Genomic DNA, 13,596 nt, shown 5'->3' with positions numbered 1-13,596 from the left:
CGGCCCCGCGTGCCATCGGACGGTTTTTTCGAACGACACGTCGACGCCCCAAGAGTACACTTTCGCCTTCGCCCATGACACCAATGCCGCACAAGGAGACGCCAGCATGGCACCGAAGGATCTGTTGCAGGCACTTATCGTCGTACTCGCCTGGGGCGTGAACTTCGTCGTGATCAAGGTCGGCCTGCATGGCGTGCCCCCCATGCTGCTGGGCGCACTGCGCTTCCTGCTCGCCGCCTTCCCTGCGATCTTCTTTGTCAAACGTCCGCAAGTGCCGTGGCGCTGGCTGATCGCCTACGGCGCTTCGATCTCGTTCGGGCAATTCGCCCTCTTGTTTACTGCAATGTACGTCGGCATGCCCGCCGGCCTCGCGTCGCTCGTGCTACAGGCGCAAGCATTCTTCACGCTGGGACTCGCCGTGCTGTGCCTCGGCGAACGCTTTCGTGCGCAGAACGTCGCCGGCCTGCTAATCGCAGCAGCAGGCCTTGCCGTCATCGGCATGCAGGGCGGCAGTGCAATGACGCTGCTCGGCTTCGTACTTACGCTTTGTGCGTCGTTTAGCTGGGCGACGGGCAACATCGTCACGAAAAAGATCGGCAAGGTCGATCTCGTCGGCCTCGTTGTCTGGGCCAGCCTGATTCCGCCGATTCCTTTCGCCCTGCTCTCTTATTGGTTCGAGGGCCCGCAACAAATCGCGAACTCGCTCTCGCATATCTCTGCGGCGTCGATCTTCGCCATCGCTTACCTCGCTTTCGTCGCAACGCTCGTCGGCTACTCGCTATGGGGCCGACTGATGACGCGCTACCCCGCCAGTCAGGTCGCGCCGTTCTCGCTGCTCGTGCCGATCATCGGACTCGCCTCCGCCGCCCTGCTGCTCGACGAGCAACTCGCCGGACCGCAAATCGCGGGCGCGGCACTCGTCATGACCGGCCTCGCGGTGAACGTCTTCGGCGCGAAGATCAAGCAGCGCCTGTTGCCAGCTTCGCGTTAGCGAGTCGCATGTGCAGCAGCGGGAACGGACGGCCCTGCCCGTCGAGTTCCGATCGGCCAGTCACCTCGAACCCCTCGCGCCGATAGAACGCCAGCGCCTGCGGGTTCTGCTCATTGACGTCGACGCTCGTGCAATCGAGTTCTCGCACGGCATACGCCAGTAAAGCGGCACCAATGCCTTGTCTGCGGGCGTCAGGCGCGACGAACAACATCTCGACGTTGCCCTCTGCCACCCCCAGAAAACCGCGAAGGACGCCCCCATCGTCACGAAACACGCGCAGCGTGACAGCACCAAGGTAATTATTGCGGATGCGCGGACGCAGCCAGGCAATATCGGTGTCGCTCAGGAAATCGTGCGTCGCGCGCACGGACGCCTCCCAAAGCTCGGTGATGGCGTCGAATTCGTCTTCGTTCGTGGTGAAGATGCCTGACATGGAAAGCCGCGAGTGGATATCTTGAATAACGCGCACAGCGCATCGGACACGTACACCGATAGCAAGTCCGCGACAGAGGCAAAACGCAAAAAGCCTGATTTCTTGTGGAAATCAGGCTTTAAAATTTGGTTGCGGGGACAGGATTTGAACCTGTGACCTTCGGGTTATGAGCCCGACGAGCTGCCAGACTGCTCCACCCCGCGTCTGAAGAATTAGATTATATGGCATTTGCCATCGCAGTGCAACATGACTGGCGGAATATTTTTCTGACGTGAGCTTGCGTGCCTCCGAGAGGCCGCCGCACCCTCTCGCTGCATGGGTTGCCCCGGCACGCCGTTTGCGTCGCCGCACAGCGCGCGTTGCCGATGATACACTCGCAGCAACCATGAACCGACGTCCTCCCATCTTATTCTGTTCCGCCTGCGGCCATTCGGTCGAGTTGCGCATTCCGCCCGGCGACAATCGCGAGCGGCATGTCTGCATCGATTGCGGCACCATCCACTATCAGAACCCGCGCAACGTGCTCGGCACGGTGCCTGTGTGGGGCGATCAGGTGTTGCTGTGCAAACGCGCCATCGAGCCGCGCCTCGGTTACTGGACGCTGCCCGCGGGCTTCATGGAGATTGGCGAGACGACGTCGCAGGCCGCAGCACGCGAGACACTCGAAGAAGCCGGCGCCGTCGTCGAAGTCGGCGCCCTCTTCTCGTTGCTCAACGTGCCGCACGTGAATCAGGTTCATATCTTCTACCTGGCTCAGATGCGCGAACCGCAGTTTGCCGCCGGCGAAGAGAGCCTTGAAGTTGCCCTGTTCTCGGAAGCCGAGATTCCCTGGGACGAGATCGCCTTCCCGACCGTGGGAAAGACGCTGCGCTTCTTCTTCGAAGACCGTCGGGCGGGGGCGTTCGGCGTCCACATCGAAGCCTCGCAAGACGACGCCATGCCCGGTTCGCCGGTGCCGCCGCTGCCCGTCCATACGGCGCACACCGAGGACATCCTCACGCCGATGCTGCGTGTCTGAGCGCGCCGTCGTCGCACCCCGCCTGATGTCGCCCGAAGCTGCGGAGCGCTAACGTCACCATGGTCGTCTGGCTAGAAGCAAACGATCCCTTCCCGGCAGTGGACGAAGCGCTCGACGCATCGAGCGACGCGCCGGGATTGCTCGCGGCCGGGCTCGACCTCTCGCCGCAACGCCTGCTCGCCGCCTACCGGCACGGTATCTTCCCGTGGTACTCGCAGGGCCAGCCCGTTCTCTGGTGGAGCCCCGACCCGCGCATGGTGCTGCGGCCCGAGAACTTCGTCGTCAGCCATAACTTCCGCAAATTGCTGCGCCGCGTGCTGCGCGACGACGCCTGGGAGATCCGCCTCGACGCCGACTTTGCCGCCGTCATGCAGGCCTGCGCGCAAGCACCGCGACGCGGCCAGGACGGGACATGGATCACGCCCGCCATCGTCGCCGCCTACCGCGCGCTGCACGACGCGGGCCTCGCCCACAGCGTGGAAACGTTCTATGAAGGGGAGCGCGTGGGCGGCCTTTACGGCGTGGCGCTCGGACGCATGTTCTACGGCGAATCGATGTTCGCCAAGCGCACCGACGCGTCGAAAATTGCGCTCGCGGCACTCGTTGCGTTTGCACGCACACACGCAATAGAGATGATAGACTGCCAGCAAAGTACCGCCCATCTGGCATCGCTCGGCGGCGGCGAAATTCCCCGCGAGACATTTCTGACGCATGTGCATAAGGCGGTCATGGCCCCCGCGCCGGTCTGGCGTCTGGATAAGCAGATGCTCAGCGCACTGGCCTACGGGAACGCAGCAGATAAGGCTCACGAGGTTTCGCAGTGACCCATCCGAACGAACTGCCGCTCTCCCCGCTGTCTGCCCTTCAGTTCTACGCAACGGCGCCCTACCCCTGTAGCTATCTCGACAATCATACGGCGCGCTCGCAGGTCGCCACGCCCAGCCACCTGATCAATTCGGACGTGTACAGCGAACTCGTGCGCGCGGGCTTTCGTCGCAGCGGCGTCTTCACGTACCGCCCGTACTGTGACGGGTGCCGCGCGTGCGTTCCGGTGCGCGTGCCAATCGCCCGCTTCACGCCAAACCGAACACAACGCCGCATCTGGCGACGCCACGCCGGCCTCGCCGTCAACGTGTCGGGCCTGCACTACACCGAAGAGCATTACCAGCTCTACATGCGCTATCAGTCACGGCGTCATGCGGGCGGCGGCATGGACCACGACAGCCGCGAGCAGTACGAGCAGTTCCTGCTGCAAAGCCGCGTGAACTCCCGTCTGGTGGAATTCCGCGAGCCACCCGGCCATCAGGGAGCAGGCACGCTGCGCATGATCAGCATGGTGGACATCCTGAGCGACGGCTTGTCGTCGGTCTACACGTTCTTCGATCCCGACGTCGAAGGGGCGTCGTACGGCACATACAACATCCTGTGGCAGATCGAACAGGCGCGAGCCCTCGGCCTGCCTCACGTCTACCTCGGCTACTGGATTCAGGCGAGCCGCAAGATGGTCTACAAGGCCAACTTCCGGCCGTTGCAGGGCCTGCTCGATGGTCAGTGGCAAGACATGCCGGAAGCCATGCTCGACGCTGCTGGCCAGTAACGGCAGCAGTGCGCATCGCGTTCATCCCTTACCTGACACCACGCAAAACAAGAGTACGCAGAGCGTAGAAAAAGACGCGCTCTGCGACCCGGATACCGGTAAAATGGCGACTTTCCGATTCTGCCGAACCCGACATCGTGCTTGCGCCCCTCTATCCTCTGGCCCGTCGCGCCCTGTTCTGCCTTGATGCCGAACAAGCCCACCATCTGACGCTGGCCACGCTGCGCAGTGCCGCCTCGCTCGGGCTGGCCGGTCTCATCGGTCAGACGCTGCCCGAAGATCCGCGCACGGTCATGGGCATCCGCTTCCCGAACCCCGTCGGCCTCGCCGCGGGCCTCGACAAGGACGGCAGTTGCATCGACGGTCTCGCTGCCCTCGGCTTCGGCTTCGTAGAGGTGGGTACCGTGACCCCGCGCCCGCAGCCGGGCAATCCGAAGCCGCGCATTTTCCGTCTGCCGCAAGCCGAAGCGATCATCAATCGCATGGGCTTCAACAACGGTGGCGTCGAGCAGTTTCTTCAGAACGTGCAATCGGCGCGCTACAAAGGACCGCTGGGCCTGAACATCGGCAAGAACGCCGATACGCCGATCGAGCGCGCCGTCGACGACTACCTGATCTGCCTCGAGAAGGTTTATCCATACGCCACCTATGTGACGGTCAACATCTCGTCGCCCAACACCAAGAATCTGCGCCAGTTGCAAGGCGGCGATGAACTCGACGCCCTGCTGGGCAAGCTCAAGGACAAGCAACGCGAACTGTCCGATCGCCACGGCAAGTACGTGCCGATCGCACTCAAGATCGCGCCGGATCTCGACGACGAACAGATCAAGGTCATCGCCGGCACACTCACGCGTCACGGCTTCGACGGCGTGATCGCCACCAACACGACGCTCTCGCGCGAAGCGGTGGCGGGCCTGCCGCATGCCAACGAAACGGGCGGTCTGTCAGGGCGCCCGGTCTTCGGCGCCTCGAATCGCGTGATCCGCGCGCTCGCCACCGAGCTGGGCGGTGCGTTGCCGATCATCGGCGTTGGCGGCATTCTGTCGGGTGCCGACGCACAGGCCAAGCTCGACGCCGGGGCCAGCCTGGTTCAGGTCTACAGCGGCCTGATTTACCGCGGCCCCGAGCTGGTGCGAGAATGCGTGCAAGCGCTGCGCAAGGCCTGAGCGGCTGAACGCAGCACCCTTCATTTGCCTCAGGGAGACTTCATCATCATGAAAGCCTGGCTCAAGACGCTGTGCCTCGTACCGCTGACCGCAGCGGCGCTCATGGGCACCACGCCCGCCCGCGCCGCCGATCTGCTCGACACCGTGAAGTCCGCAGGCGTGCTGAAAATCGGCATCGAAGGCACCTACCCGCCGTTCAACTATCGCGGCACCGACGGTCAGCTCGACGGCTTCGATGTCGATGTCGCCAAGGCCGTCGCCGGGCGTCTCGGGGTCAAGCCCGTGTTCGTGACGACGGAGTGGAGCGGCATTATCGGTGGACTCGTGGCGGGCAAGTTCGACGTCATCGTCAATCAGGTCGCCATCACCGATGAGCGCCAGAAGTCGCTCGACTTCAGCCAGCCGTACACCTACTCTGCCGCCCAGCTCATTCAGCGCAAGGACGACAAGCGCGAATTCACTTCGCTCGACGCCCTCAAGGGCCACAAGCTCGGCGTGAGTCTCGGCAGTAACTACGACAAGCTCGCGAAAGCAGTGCCTGGCATCGACGTGCGCACCTACCCGGGCGCGCCCGAGTATCTGCGCGATCTCGCTGCCGGTCGCATCGATGCCGCGCTCAACGATCGCCTGATGCTGGCGTATCTCATCAAGACGTCGAACCTGCCGCTGCGTCCCGGGGCGGTGCTGCAAGGCGCCAACCAATCGGTCGGCATTCCGTTCCGCAAGGGCAATCCGAAGTTCGCGAAGGCCATCGACGATGCACTCTCGAGCATGAAGCAGGACGGCTCGCTCGCCAAGCTCGCGGAAAAGTGGTTTGGTGAGGACGTCTCCAAGCCGGCGAAGTAATACGCAAGCCGCGCAGCGACACGCCTCGGTCGCATCACGGCCGGCACTACGCAAATGACGCGAGTGCCGGCCGTCGTTTTTCCGGCCCACGATTTACCATCCGAAATCCCCCCATGAATCCATTCGAACTCGCTGCCCAATCCATGCCGGTGCTGTTGCAGGGCACGGTGCTCACGATCAAGTTCGCATTGATGTCGATGGTGTTCGGTCTGGCGATCGGCGTCATCGTGGCAATCATGGGCATCGGCAAAGTCCGCGTGCTTCGTGGTATCGCCCGCGCCTACGTCAGCATCATGCGCGGCACCCCGCTGCTCGTGCAGATCTTCGTGATCTATTACGGCCTGCCGGGCATCGGCATCTCCCTCGACCCGACACCGGCCGGTGTCCTCACGCTCAGTCTGAACGTCGGCGCCTACCTGTCGGAGAGCATGCGAGGCGCCCTTGAAGGCATGCCGCGTGGCCAATGGCTGGCGGCCTACAGTCTCGGCCTGTCTTACTGGCAGACGCTGCGCTACGTCATCGCGCCGCAAGCCCTGCGGATCGCCGTACCGAGCCTCGGCAACAGCCTCATCAGCCTGATCAAGGACACATCGCTGGTCTCGGTCATTACCGTGACGGAGTTGTTGCGCTCAGCGCAGGAGGTCATTGCGTCGACGTATCAGCCGCTGCCGCTCTATCTCGCGTGTGCCGCAATCTACTGGGTTCTGTCGACCGGATTGTCGGCACTGCAGCGGCGCATCGAAAAGCGTCTCGCGTTACCGGCCCGAAGCTGAACCTCGCGGGCACAAAAAAAGCCGGAGCCCCTGTTGTCTGCCCATGACATTCGGGGTCCGGCTTTTTGGCTTCGTCACCGGTGCATTGACGGCACCGGTGATTCAACATCACGGCTCGCTCATCGCGGCGCACGCCGCTCTCGATACATCGCGCGGAACGTTTTGCCGCTCGGGGCGGGCATTTCACGCGTGTCGGTCCAACCACCGCCGAACGGCAGCTTCGAGATGCTGCCGCGATCGCGCCCCATCCGCCTCAACGCCCACGACCCCAGACCCGAGAGCGCGGCATAGAGACGCGGACGACGCGCCGCAAATGCCCACGCAGCCAGCGCCGCGCGCTCCTGCCAGGGGCGCAGACCACGATCGACCTGACGCTCGCGCAGTTTGCGCAGCAGATCGGAAATCGGAATCCCCACCGGGCAGACGCGATTGCACTCGCCGCACAGCGTCGCCGCCTGCGGCAAATCCAGCGTCTTCTCGAGCCCGACATAACTCGGCGTGAGCACCGACCCCATCGGGCCCGGATACACCCAGCCGTATGCATGCCCGCCAATCTTCTGATAGACCGGGCAATGGTTCATGCAGGCGCCGCAGCGAATGCAACGCAACATCTCCTGGAACGCGCCACCGATCAGGCCCGTGCGCCCGCCATCGACCAGCACGAAGTACATGTGGTCGGGGCCGTCGACTTCGCCCTCGGCTCGCGTGCCGGTCAGCAGCGAGAAATAGTTCGACGTCCCCTGCCCGGTCGCCGAGCGCGGCAGCAGCCGCATCGCCGTCGCCAGATCCTCGAGCGTTGGCAACACCTTCTCGATGCCCGTCACCGCCACATGCACGCGGGGCATGATCGTACACATGCCTTCGTTGCCCTCATTGGTCACCACGGCCACGGAGCCCGTTTCCGCCACGAGGAAGTTGCCACCGGTCACTCCCATATCGGCCGACAGAAACTGCGGGCGCAGCATCTCGCGCGCTTCACGCGTCATTGCCGGAATATCGGTCAGACGCGGTTTGTGGTGAACGCGGGCGAACAGGTCAGCGACTTCGTCCTTATCCTTGTGCACGACCGGTGCGATGATGTGCGACGGCGGCTCGTTGTCGTTGATCTGAAGAATGTACTCGCCCAGATCTGTCTCGACCGACTGCACGCCCATATCAGCGAGCACCTTGTTGAGCTGCAACTCCTCAGTGACCATCGACTTCGACTTGATCACTTTCTTCACGTCATGCTTGCGGGCGATCTCGGCAATCAGGCGTGCGGCGTCTTGCGTCGACTCCGCGAACAGCACCGTCGCGCCGCGTCGCGTGGCTTCGCGCTCGAAGATTTCCAGCCAGACGTCGAGCGCCTCGATCCCGCGATTGCGACGCTCCTTGAGGGCCTCGCGCGTCGCTTCGAAGTCGATCTCTTCGATGGCGGTCGCCCGCGCTGTCACAAACTTGGTCGACAGCTTCTTGAGGTTGGCTTGCAGACGCTGGTCAGCGAGCTTCTGCCCGGCACGCGCCTTGAACTGCATCGATTGAACTTGCATCGCGACTCACGAGAAGTGATGGCTGCCGGCACGCGTCACCGCGCGCACGGGCGTGAATGTCGGAAGGACTGCGGCAAACTCAGGCATCGCCGGCGAGCACCTGGGCGATGTGCAATACGCGCGTCTTCGTGTCGCCGGTGCGGCGCAGTCGCCCTTCGATGTTGAGCATGCACCCGAGGTCGCCAAGCACGACAGCCGGCGCGCCGCTCGCGGCAATGTTGGCGCACTTCTCGTCGACGATGGCCGTCGAAATGTTGCCGTACTTGAGCGCAAAGGTGCCACCGAAGCCGCAGCAAGCCTGACAGTCTTTCATCTCGGTCATCTTGACGCCGGGCATTTTCGCGAGCAATGCGCGCGGTTGCGTCTTGACGCCAAGCTCACGCAGTCCTGAGCAGGCGTCGTGGTAAGTGACTTCGCCGTTGTAATCGCCGGGCACGGCATCGACGTGCAACACATTGACGAGAAAATCGGTCAGTTCGAACACGCGCGGACGCAGCCGCTCGTAGCGCCCCATCAGTTCGGGGTCGTCGGCGAAGAGATCGCCGTAATGCGCCTTGACCATGCCGCCACACGATCCCGACGGCACGACGACATAGTCGAACGATTCGAATTCATCGAGGAATTTCTGGGCGAGATCGCGGGCGATGGCCCGCTCGCCGGAGTTATAGCCGGGCTGGCCGCAGCAGGTCTGGGAATCGGGAATCACGACCTCGCAGCCGGCGGTCTCGAGCAGCTTGAGCGTCGAGAAACCGATCTCCGGACGCATCATGTCGATAAGACATGTGACAAAGAGTCCGACGCGCATTGGGGGAATCCTCTTTTCGGGAATAATGCGCCATTATAAGTCGCTGGGCCGGACCGGCCCAGCGTGGATTCCCGCATATCGCGCAGACGCTTACACTCTGCGGGCACTGCTGTGTGTGTAAGGGCTCCACGAGTTCGCCCGCTCGGGCATCGGCCGGTTGCTGCGCGCAGCCTGAGCAGGATATGTCGCCGGCATCGCCATCGCCAGTCGCGCCGACATGGCTTCCTGTACTCGCGACAAGCGCTGCAGATCACTTCTGAAATCATCGAGCTTGCTTTCAACGCCGCTGAAGCCTGTCGTCAGCGCCGTTTCCATACCGACTTCCATGGTTTCGAAACGCTGCTCCATTGCCCCGAACCGCTCCCCCACTGTCCCGAATCGCTCCTCCACTGCCCCGAACCGCTCCTCCACTGCCCCCAACCGCTCCTCCACTGCCCCGAATCGCTCCTCCACTGCCCCGAACCGCTCCTCCACTGCCCCCAACCGCTGCTCCACCGCTCCGAACCGCTGCTCCACTGCCCCGACCCGCTGCTCCACGGCCCCGAACCGCTGCTCCACCGCTCCGAACCGCTGCTCCACGGCTCCGAACCGCTGCTCCACGGCCCCGAACTGCTGCTCCACCGCTCCGAACCGCTGCTCCACGGCTCCAAACCGCTGCTCCATTGCATCGAACCGTTGCCCAACGTTGTCGCGCAGAGAGTCCATGCCGGAAACGACGCTACTCACTTGTTCCGCCATGGCGCTGACCCGCCCGTTAAGGCCCCGCGTCTGAGTCCTCAAGTCCGTTAGCAGATCCCACACCCTATCCTCACGCGCCAACGCGGCACGCCGGTCACTGATATCCAGGTACGTCTTCATCGTTGCCCCCTCCGTTTCAATGAGTTGCTTTGTACTCGCCAATAGACTCTCGATCGACTTCCACCCCCGCTCACGGTCAAAGCCGCGAATGCTCCCGAGGCTGACGACACGAATGACCATCGTGAGCACCACCCCAACGACGGCGAGCGTGCCGCTCGACGCAATCAGCCCCGCAATCGCAATGCCGCCCGCCATGCAATACAGCGCGGCCGAAATCGCAAAGCGCTTCCCGAAGTGCTTCTTCTCCGGCCACACTTCCTTGGCCCCCCGTCTGGTCGTCTCGCGCGCCGCGTCCAGGCACTGCTCGATTTCGGCCAGCACGTCCATACACGCGGCTCCGATCTGTGCGTACTCGGCCCTTTCCGCATCAATGTCCTCAAATGTCGCATTCCTAAGCGACGTCGACCGCGCGATCATCTCGCCGCACTTGCGCATGATCTCGTCTTCCTTTCGTAGCGCATCCGCCAAATGCCCCAGAATCATCGAAAACCGGCGGGCGGACGGCGTAAGACTTTCGATATCGCGATCACGCAACTGCTCGCCTACCAGAAAGTACAAGCCCTGACGGCTGGGGTTGGAGGCGTATCGGTAGAACCCATCCCAAAGCCCACCTCCCCAATACCCTGAGGTCGCTTTCTTGTACGTCGAAAAAAAGGCGCTCTCCAGTTTGGCGATCGACTCACTGCTTAATCCCAACTGCGCCTTTGTGTTTGCGATCTGCTGAAACTGCCGGACGATTTCCGCGTGCTTATCGGCAATCGACTTTCCGTTCGCGGCGGCCTTTTGCTTCAGTTCGCACTTCCGCTGCGGCCATGACGCCGCCGGCGCATAAACATACCCATACATTCCCAGCGCCTCCTTTATGGTGCTGGCCACATCTTCCGATCCGACCGGACACCGAATTAAATGGCAAGGGAATGATAGGCACGCGAGCGCAAGACCACTTTCGGTTTCGGTCGACGGTTACTGCGGCAACGACGCTCTCCCGTGACACGCCCGTCACGCCTCGCCGGACGCGCCGGACGCGCAATCCACGGGTCGCCGCCGCGTATTGGAAACCGCTTTTTCGCAGAAGTCCTCTACGGGAAGTCTGCGAATTTTTCACAATATGATATAGAATCAACCCTATACGAAACTCGGCCCTACCCCATGAAAGACGAAAGTAGTCAAGGCACGGAGTCGCGCACGTCCATTCAGGTGATCGAGCGCATGATGCGTCTGCTCGATGCACTTGCCGGCCATGCCGACCCAGTCAGTCTCAAGGAGCTGGCGCAGGCCACCGAACTTCATCCGTCGACCGCGCACCGCATCCTGAACGACATGGTGGCTTGCCGCTTTGTCGATCGTTGCGATCCGGGCACGTACCGTCTCGGCATGCGGCTGCTCGAACTCGGCAATCTGGTCAAAGCGCGTCTTTCGGTGCGCGATGCGGCTCTCACGCCAATGCGTGGCCTGCATCGCATCACCGGGCAGACGGTCAACCTGTCGGTACGTCAGGGCGACGAAATCGTCTACATCGAACGCGCCTACAGCGAGCGCTCGGGCATGCAGGTGGTGCGTGCCATCGGCGGTCATGCACCTTTGCATCTCACGTCGGTCGGCAAGCTCTTCCTCGCCGCCGACGAAGCGGCACGCGTACGCGCGTACGCGACGCGCACCGGTCTGTCGGGACACACGCGCAACAGCATCACCGATCTGCAAAAACTCGAGCGCGAACTGAGCCACGTGCGCAAGTCCGGCTATGCGCGCGATAACGAGGAACTCGAGCTGGGCGTGCGCTGCATTGCCGCAGGCATCTACGACGATAGCGGCAAGCTCGTTGCCGGGCTTTCACTGTCCGCGCCTGCCGACCGGTTGCAGGACGCGTGGCTCGCCAATCTGAACGAGACCGCGCTGCTCATTTCGGCGTCGCTCGGCTTTCACCCGCCGAACCCCGATGTGGGCGGCGGCCAGTCGCAGATCGCCACGGCCGAGTAAGCCGGAGCGCCCCGCTCCACGCATCCGAATCGAGCGCCACACTGGCGCTCGGCGCGCCGACGGTCTCGCGCATGGCTCGCACGTTCGCGTGAGGCGTCAACACGGCACAGGTATCGAACCTTGCGTATGCCGCAGCACAAAGCAAAAGGCGCTCCCGAGGGAGCGCCTTTTGCTTGGGTCGTTGGCCCGACAGGCGTCGCGCAACTTAACGTGACACGGCTTACAGTGCGTGTTCGCTGTTGGTTGCGACCTGAGCCGTGGGCGTCGTGCCCGCCGTGCGTTGCGGTGTAGCACCGCCGCCTTCGAGCAGCCACTTGCGAACGCGCGTAGCGTCGGCGAAGCGCGAATACTTGCCGGTCGAATCGAGCAGAATCATGATCACCGGACGGCCATCGACATTGGCTTGCATCACGAGACACTGACCGGCTTCGTTGATGTAGCCCGTCTTCTGCAGACCAATTTCCCAGCCCGGATGACCGATCAGGTGATTGGTGCTGACATAGTGCAATTCGCGACGACCGGTATTGACGTCGTAATTGGTATCCGTCGAGAAACGGCGGATCGCCGGGTACTGATAAGCGGCCTTGACCATCTTCACGAGGTCGCGAGCGCTCGACACGTTCTGGCTCGACAGCCCCGTCGGATCGTTGAAGTGCGTGTCGTTCATGCCGAGCTGCTTCGCCTTGCGGTTCATCGCCGCCAGGAATGCGGGGCGGCCACCCGGGAAATAACGCGACAGCGCAGCAGCCGCACGGTTTTCCGACGACATCAGCGCGATGTGCAGCATATCTTCGCGCGACAGGCGCGAGCCCACCGACAGGCGCGAGCCCGTGCCCTTCTCATAATCGCGATCTTCGTCCGTCACTTCCATGACGTCCGTCATCGGGATACCGGCGTCGAGCGCCACCATCGCGGTCATGAGCTTCGAGATCGAGGCAATCGGCAGCACCGCTTGCGAGTTCTTGTCGAACAGCGATTCGCCGGTGCGCTCATCAATCACATAAGCCACCGAGGAACGCAGTGCCAGCGCGTCGGGCGTTTCGTGCAGACCGAACGCACGGCCCGTCGACAGACGCTCAGGCGCTTGCGGCGCAAAGTTGACGGTGCGATAAGACGTCACGACACGGCGCTTGCCGTTCTTGTAGACGACACGTTTGACGGCGACACGTTTGGCTGCGGCGCCGTCGTCATCGACGGCGGCCAGCTTACGCGCCTTGCCGCCCGCTTTCACGCTCCTGGATTCGCGAGCAGCGGTCGTGGCAACGGCACGCTTGGCACCGGGTTGGGAAGCGGCGACGGATTTCGTCGCTTTGGGATTGGCACACGCGCGCTTCTGGGCAGCAGTCTTGGCCGTCTTGGGCGAGCATTCGCTCGTCTTACCAGCGGCGTAAGTGACTGCCGGGGCACCGGCGGCGAGCGAAATCGCCACGACGGCAGCACCCCAGAGGCGGGAGCGGCACAGACGCGCAAGAGTCGTGATCGCGTACATAAATTGGGGGTAGCGTGAGGTTGGCAGGCAACGAGGTTGGGAGAAGTTTAGTAACTTCCGAAAAAATAAGCAATATGAATGACTTAGCTGAAATACTTAAACCGGCATCTGGCA

At 62.8% G+C, this 13,596-nt stretch carries 13 protein-coding genes and 1 tRNA gene; 8 read left to right on the top strand and 6 right to left on the bottom strand.

The window, feature by feature from the left end; genetic code table 11:
- The first annotated feature begins 106 nt into the window (after positions 1–106).
- A complete protein-coding gene (locus PBR20603_RS09800) occupies positions 107–991 on the top strand; it encodes an EamA family transporter (protein ID WP_150559320.1) in 885 nt (294 codons plus the stop codon).
- Here the strand turns inward: PBR20603_RS09800 and PBR20603_RS09795 are convergent.
- On the bottom strand, positions 960–1,424 hold the full coding sequence (locus PBR20603_RS09795) for a GNAT family N-acetyltransferase (protein WP_150559319.1): 465 nt from the start codon (positions 1,422–1,424) through the stop codon (positions 960–962). The genes PBR20603_RS09800 and PBR20603_RS09795 overlap by 32 nt on opposite strands.
- A gap of 126 nt (positions 1,425–1,550) precedes the next feature.
- A tRNA-Met gene (locus PBR20603_RS09790) sits at positions 1,551–1,627 on the bottom strand.
- A 200-nt stretch (positions 1,628–1,827) separates the two neighbouring features.
- On the opposite strand from PBR20603_RS09790, the gene PBR20603_RS09785 reads away from it, so the two are divergent.
- The 6 genes from PBR20603_RS09785 (at position 1,828) to PBR20603_RS09760 (ending at position 6,824) form a co-directional block, all read left to right on the top strand.
- A complete protein-coding gene (locus tag PBR20603_RS09785; protein WP_246174521.1) occupies positions 1,828–2,442 on the top strand; it encodes an NUDIX hydrolase in 615 nt (204 codons plus the stop codon).
- A gap of 59 nt (positions 2,443–2,501) precedes the next feature.
- Positions 2,502–3,266, top strand: a complete 765-nt coding sequence (gene aat / locus PBR20603_RS09780; RefSeq protein WP_150559317.1) for a leucyl/phenylalanyl-tRNA--protein transferase — start codon at positions 2,502–2,504, stop codon at positions 3,264–3,266.
- Complete coding sequence (locus tag PBR20603_RS09775) at positions 3,263–4,039, top strand: arginyltransferase (RefSeq protein WP_150559316.1); 777 nt, start codon at positions 3,263–3,265, stop codon at positions 4,037–4,039. The genes aat and PBR20603_RS09775 overlap by 4 nt, the downstream gene beginning before the upstream one ends.
- Before the next feature lie 137 nt (positions 4,040–4,176).
- On the top strand, positions 4,177–5,205 hold the full coding sequence (locus PBR20603_RS09770) for a quinone-dependent dihydroorotate dehydrogenase (RefSeq protein ID WP_150559315.1): 1,029 nt from the start codon (positions 4,177–4,179) through the stop codon (positions 5,203–5,205).
- Between the two features lie 48 nt (positions 5,206–5,253).
- A complete protein-coding gene (locus PBR20603_RS09765; RefSeq protein WP_150559314.1) occupies positions 5,254–6,051 on the top strand; it encodes a cystine ABC transporter substrate-binding protein in 798 nt (265 codons plus the stop codon).
- A gap of 113 nt (positions 6,052–6,164) precedes the next feature.
- Positions 6,165–6,824 (top strand): amino acid ABC transporter permease, encoded by a 660-nt coding sequence (locus PBR20603_RS09760; RefSeq protein WP_150559313.1) that lies wholly within the window; start codon positions 6,165–6,167, stop codon positions 6,822–6,824.
- 119 nt (positions 6,825–6,943) lie between these two features.
- Here the strand turns inward: PBR20603_RS09760 and PBR20603_RS09755 are convergent, their stop codons facing one another.
- The 3 genes from PBR20603_RS09755 to PBR20603_RS24115 form a co-directional block, all read right to left on the bottom strand.
- A complete protein-coding gene (locus PBR20603_RS09755; protein WP_150559312.1) occupies positions 6,944–8,353 on the bottom strand; it encodes a lactate utilization protein B in 1,410 nt (469 codons plus the stop codon).
- Positions 8,354–8,432: 79 nt separating this feature from the next.
- The gene (locus tag PBR20603_RS09750; protein ID WP_150559311.1) at positions 8,433–9,158 is read right to left on the bottom strand and encodes a (Fe-S)-binding protein; all 726 of its coding nucleotides are present in this window, start codon (positions 9,156–9,158) and stop codon (positions 8,433–8,435) included.
- A gap of 90 nt (positions 9,159–9,248) precedes the next feature.
- Entirely contained in the window at positions 9,249–10,892 is a 1,644-nt protein-coding gene (locus tag PBR20603_RS24115; RefSeq protein ID WP_174977860.1) for a hypothetical protein, read from the bottom strand.
- Positions 10,893–11,165: 273 nt separating this feature from the next.
- Here PBR20603_RS24115 and PBR20603_RS09740 point away from each other — a divergent pair, with 273 nt between their 5' ends.
- On the top strand, positions 11,166–11,993 hold the full coding sequence (locus PBR20603_RS09740) for an IclR family transcriptional regulator (RefSeq protein ID WP_150559310.1): 828 nt from the start codon (positions 11,166–11,168) through the stop codon (positions 11,991–11,993).
- Between the two features lie 220 nt (positions 11,994–12,213).
- Here the strand turns inward: PBR20603_RS09740 and pbpG are convergent, their stop codons facing one another.
- Positions 12,214–13,482 (bottom strand): D-alanyl-D-alanine endopeptidase, encoded by a 1,269-nt coding sequence (gene pbpG, locus PBR20603_RS09735; RefSeq protein WP_150559309.1) that lies wholly within the window; start codon positions 13,480–13,482, stop codon positions 12,214–12,216.
- Between the last annotated feature and the right edge of the window lie 114 nt (positions 13,483–13,596).

It is taken from the genome of Pandoraea bronchicola, assembly GCF_902459805.1.
GTDB lineage: Bacteria > Pseudomonadota > Gammaproteobacteria > Burkholderiales > Burkholderiaceae > Pandoraea > Pandoraea bronchicola.
This window is presented reverse-complemented; position numbering and strand designations above follow the sequence as displayed.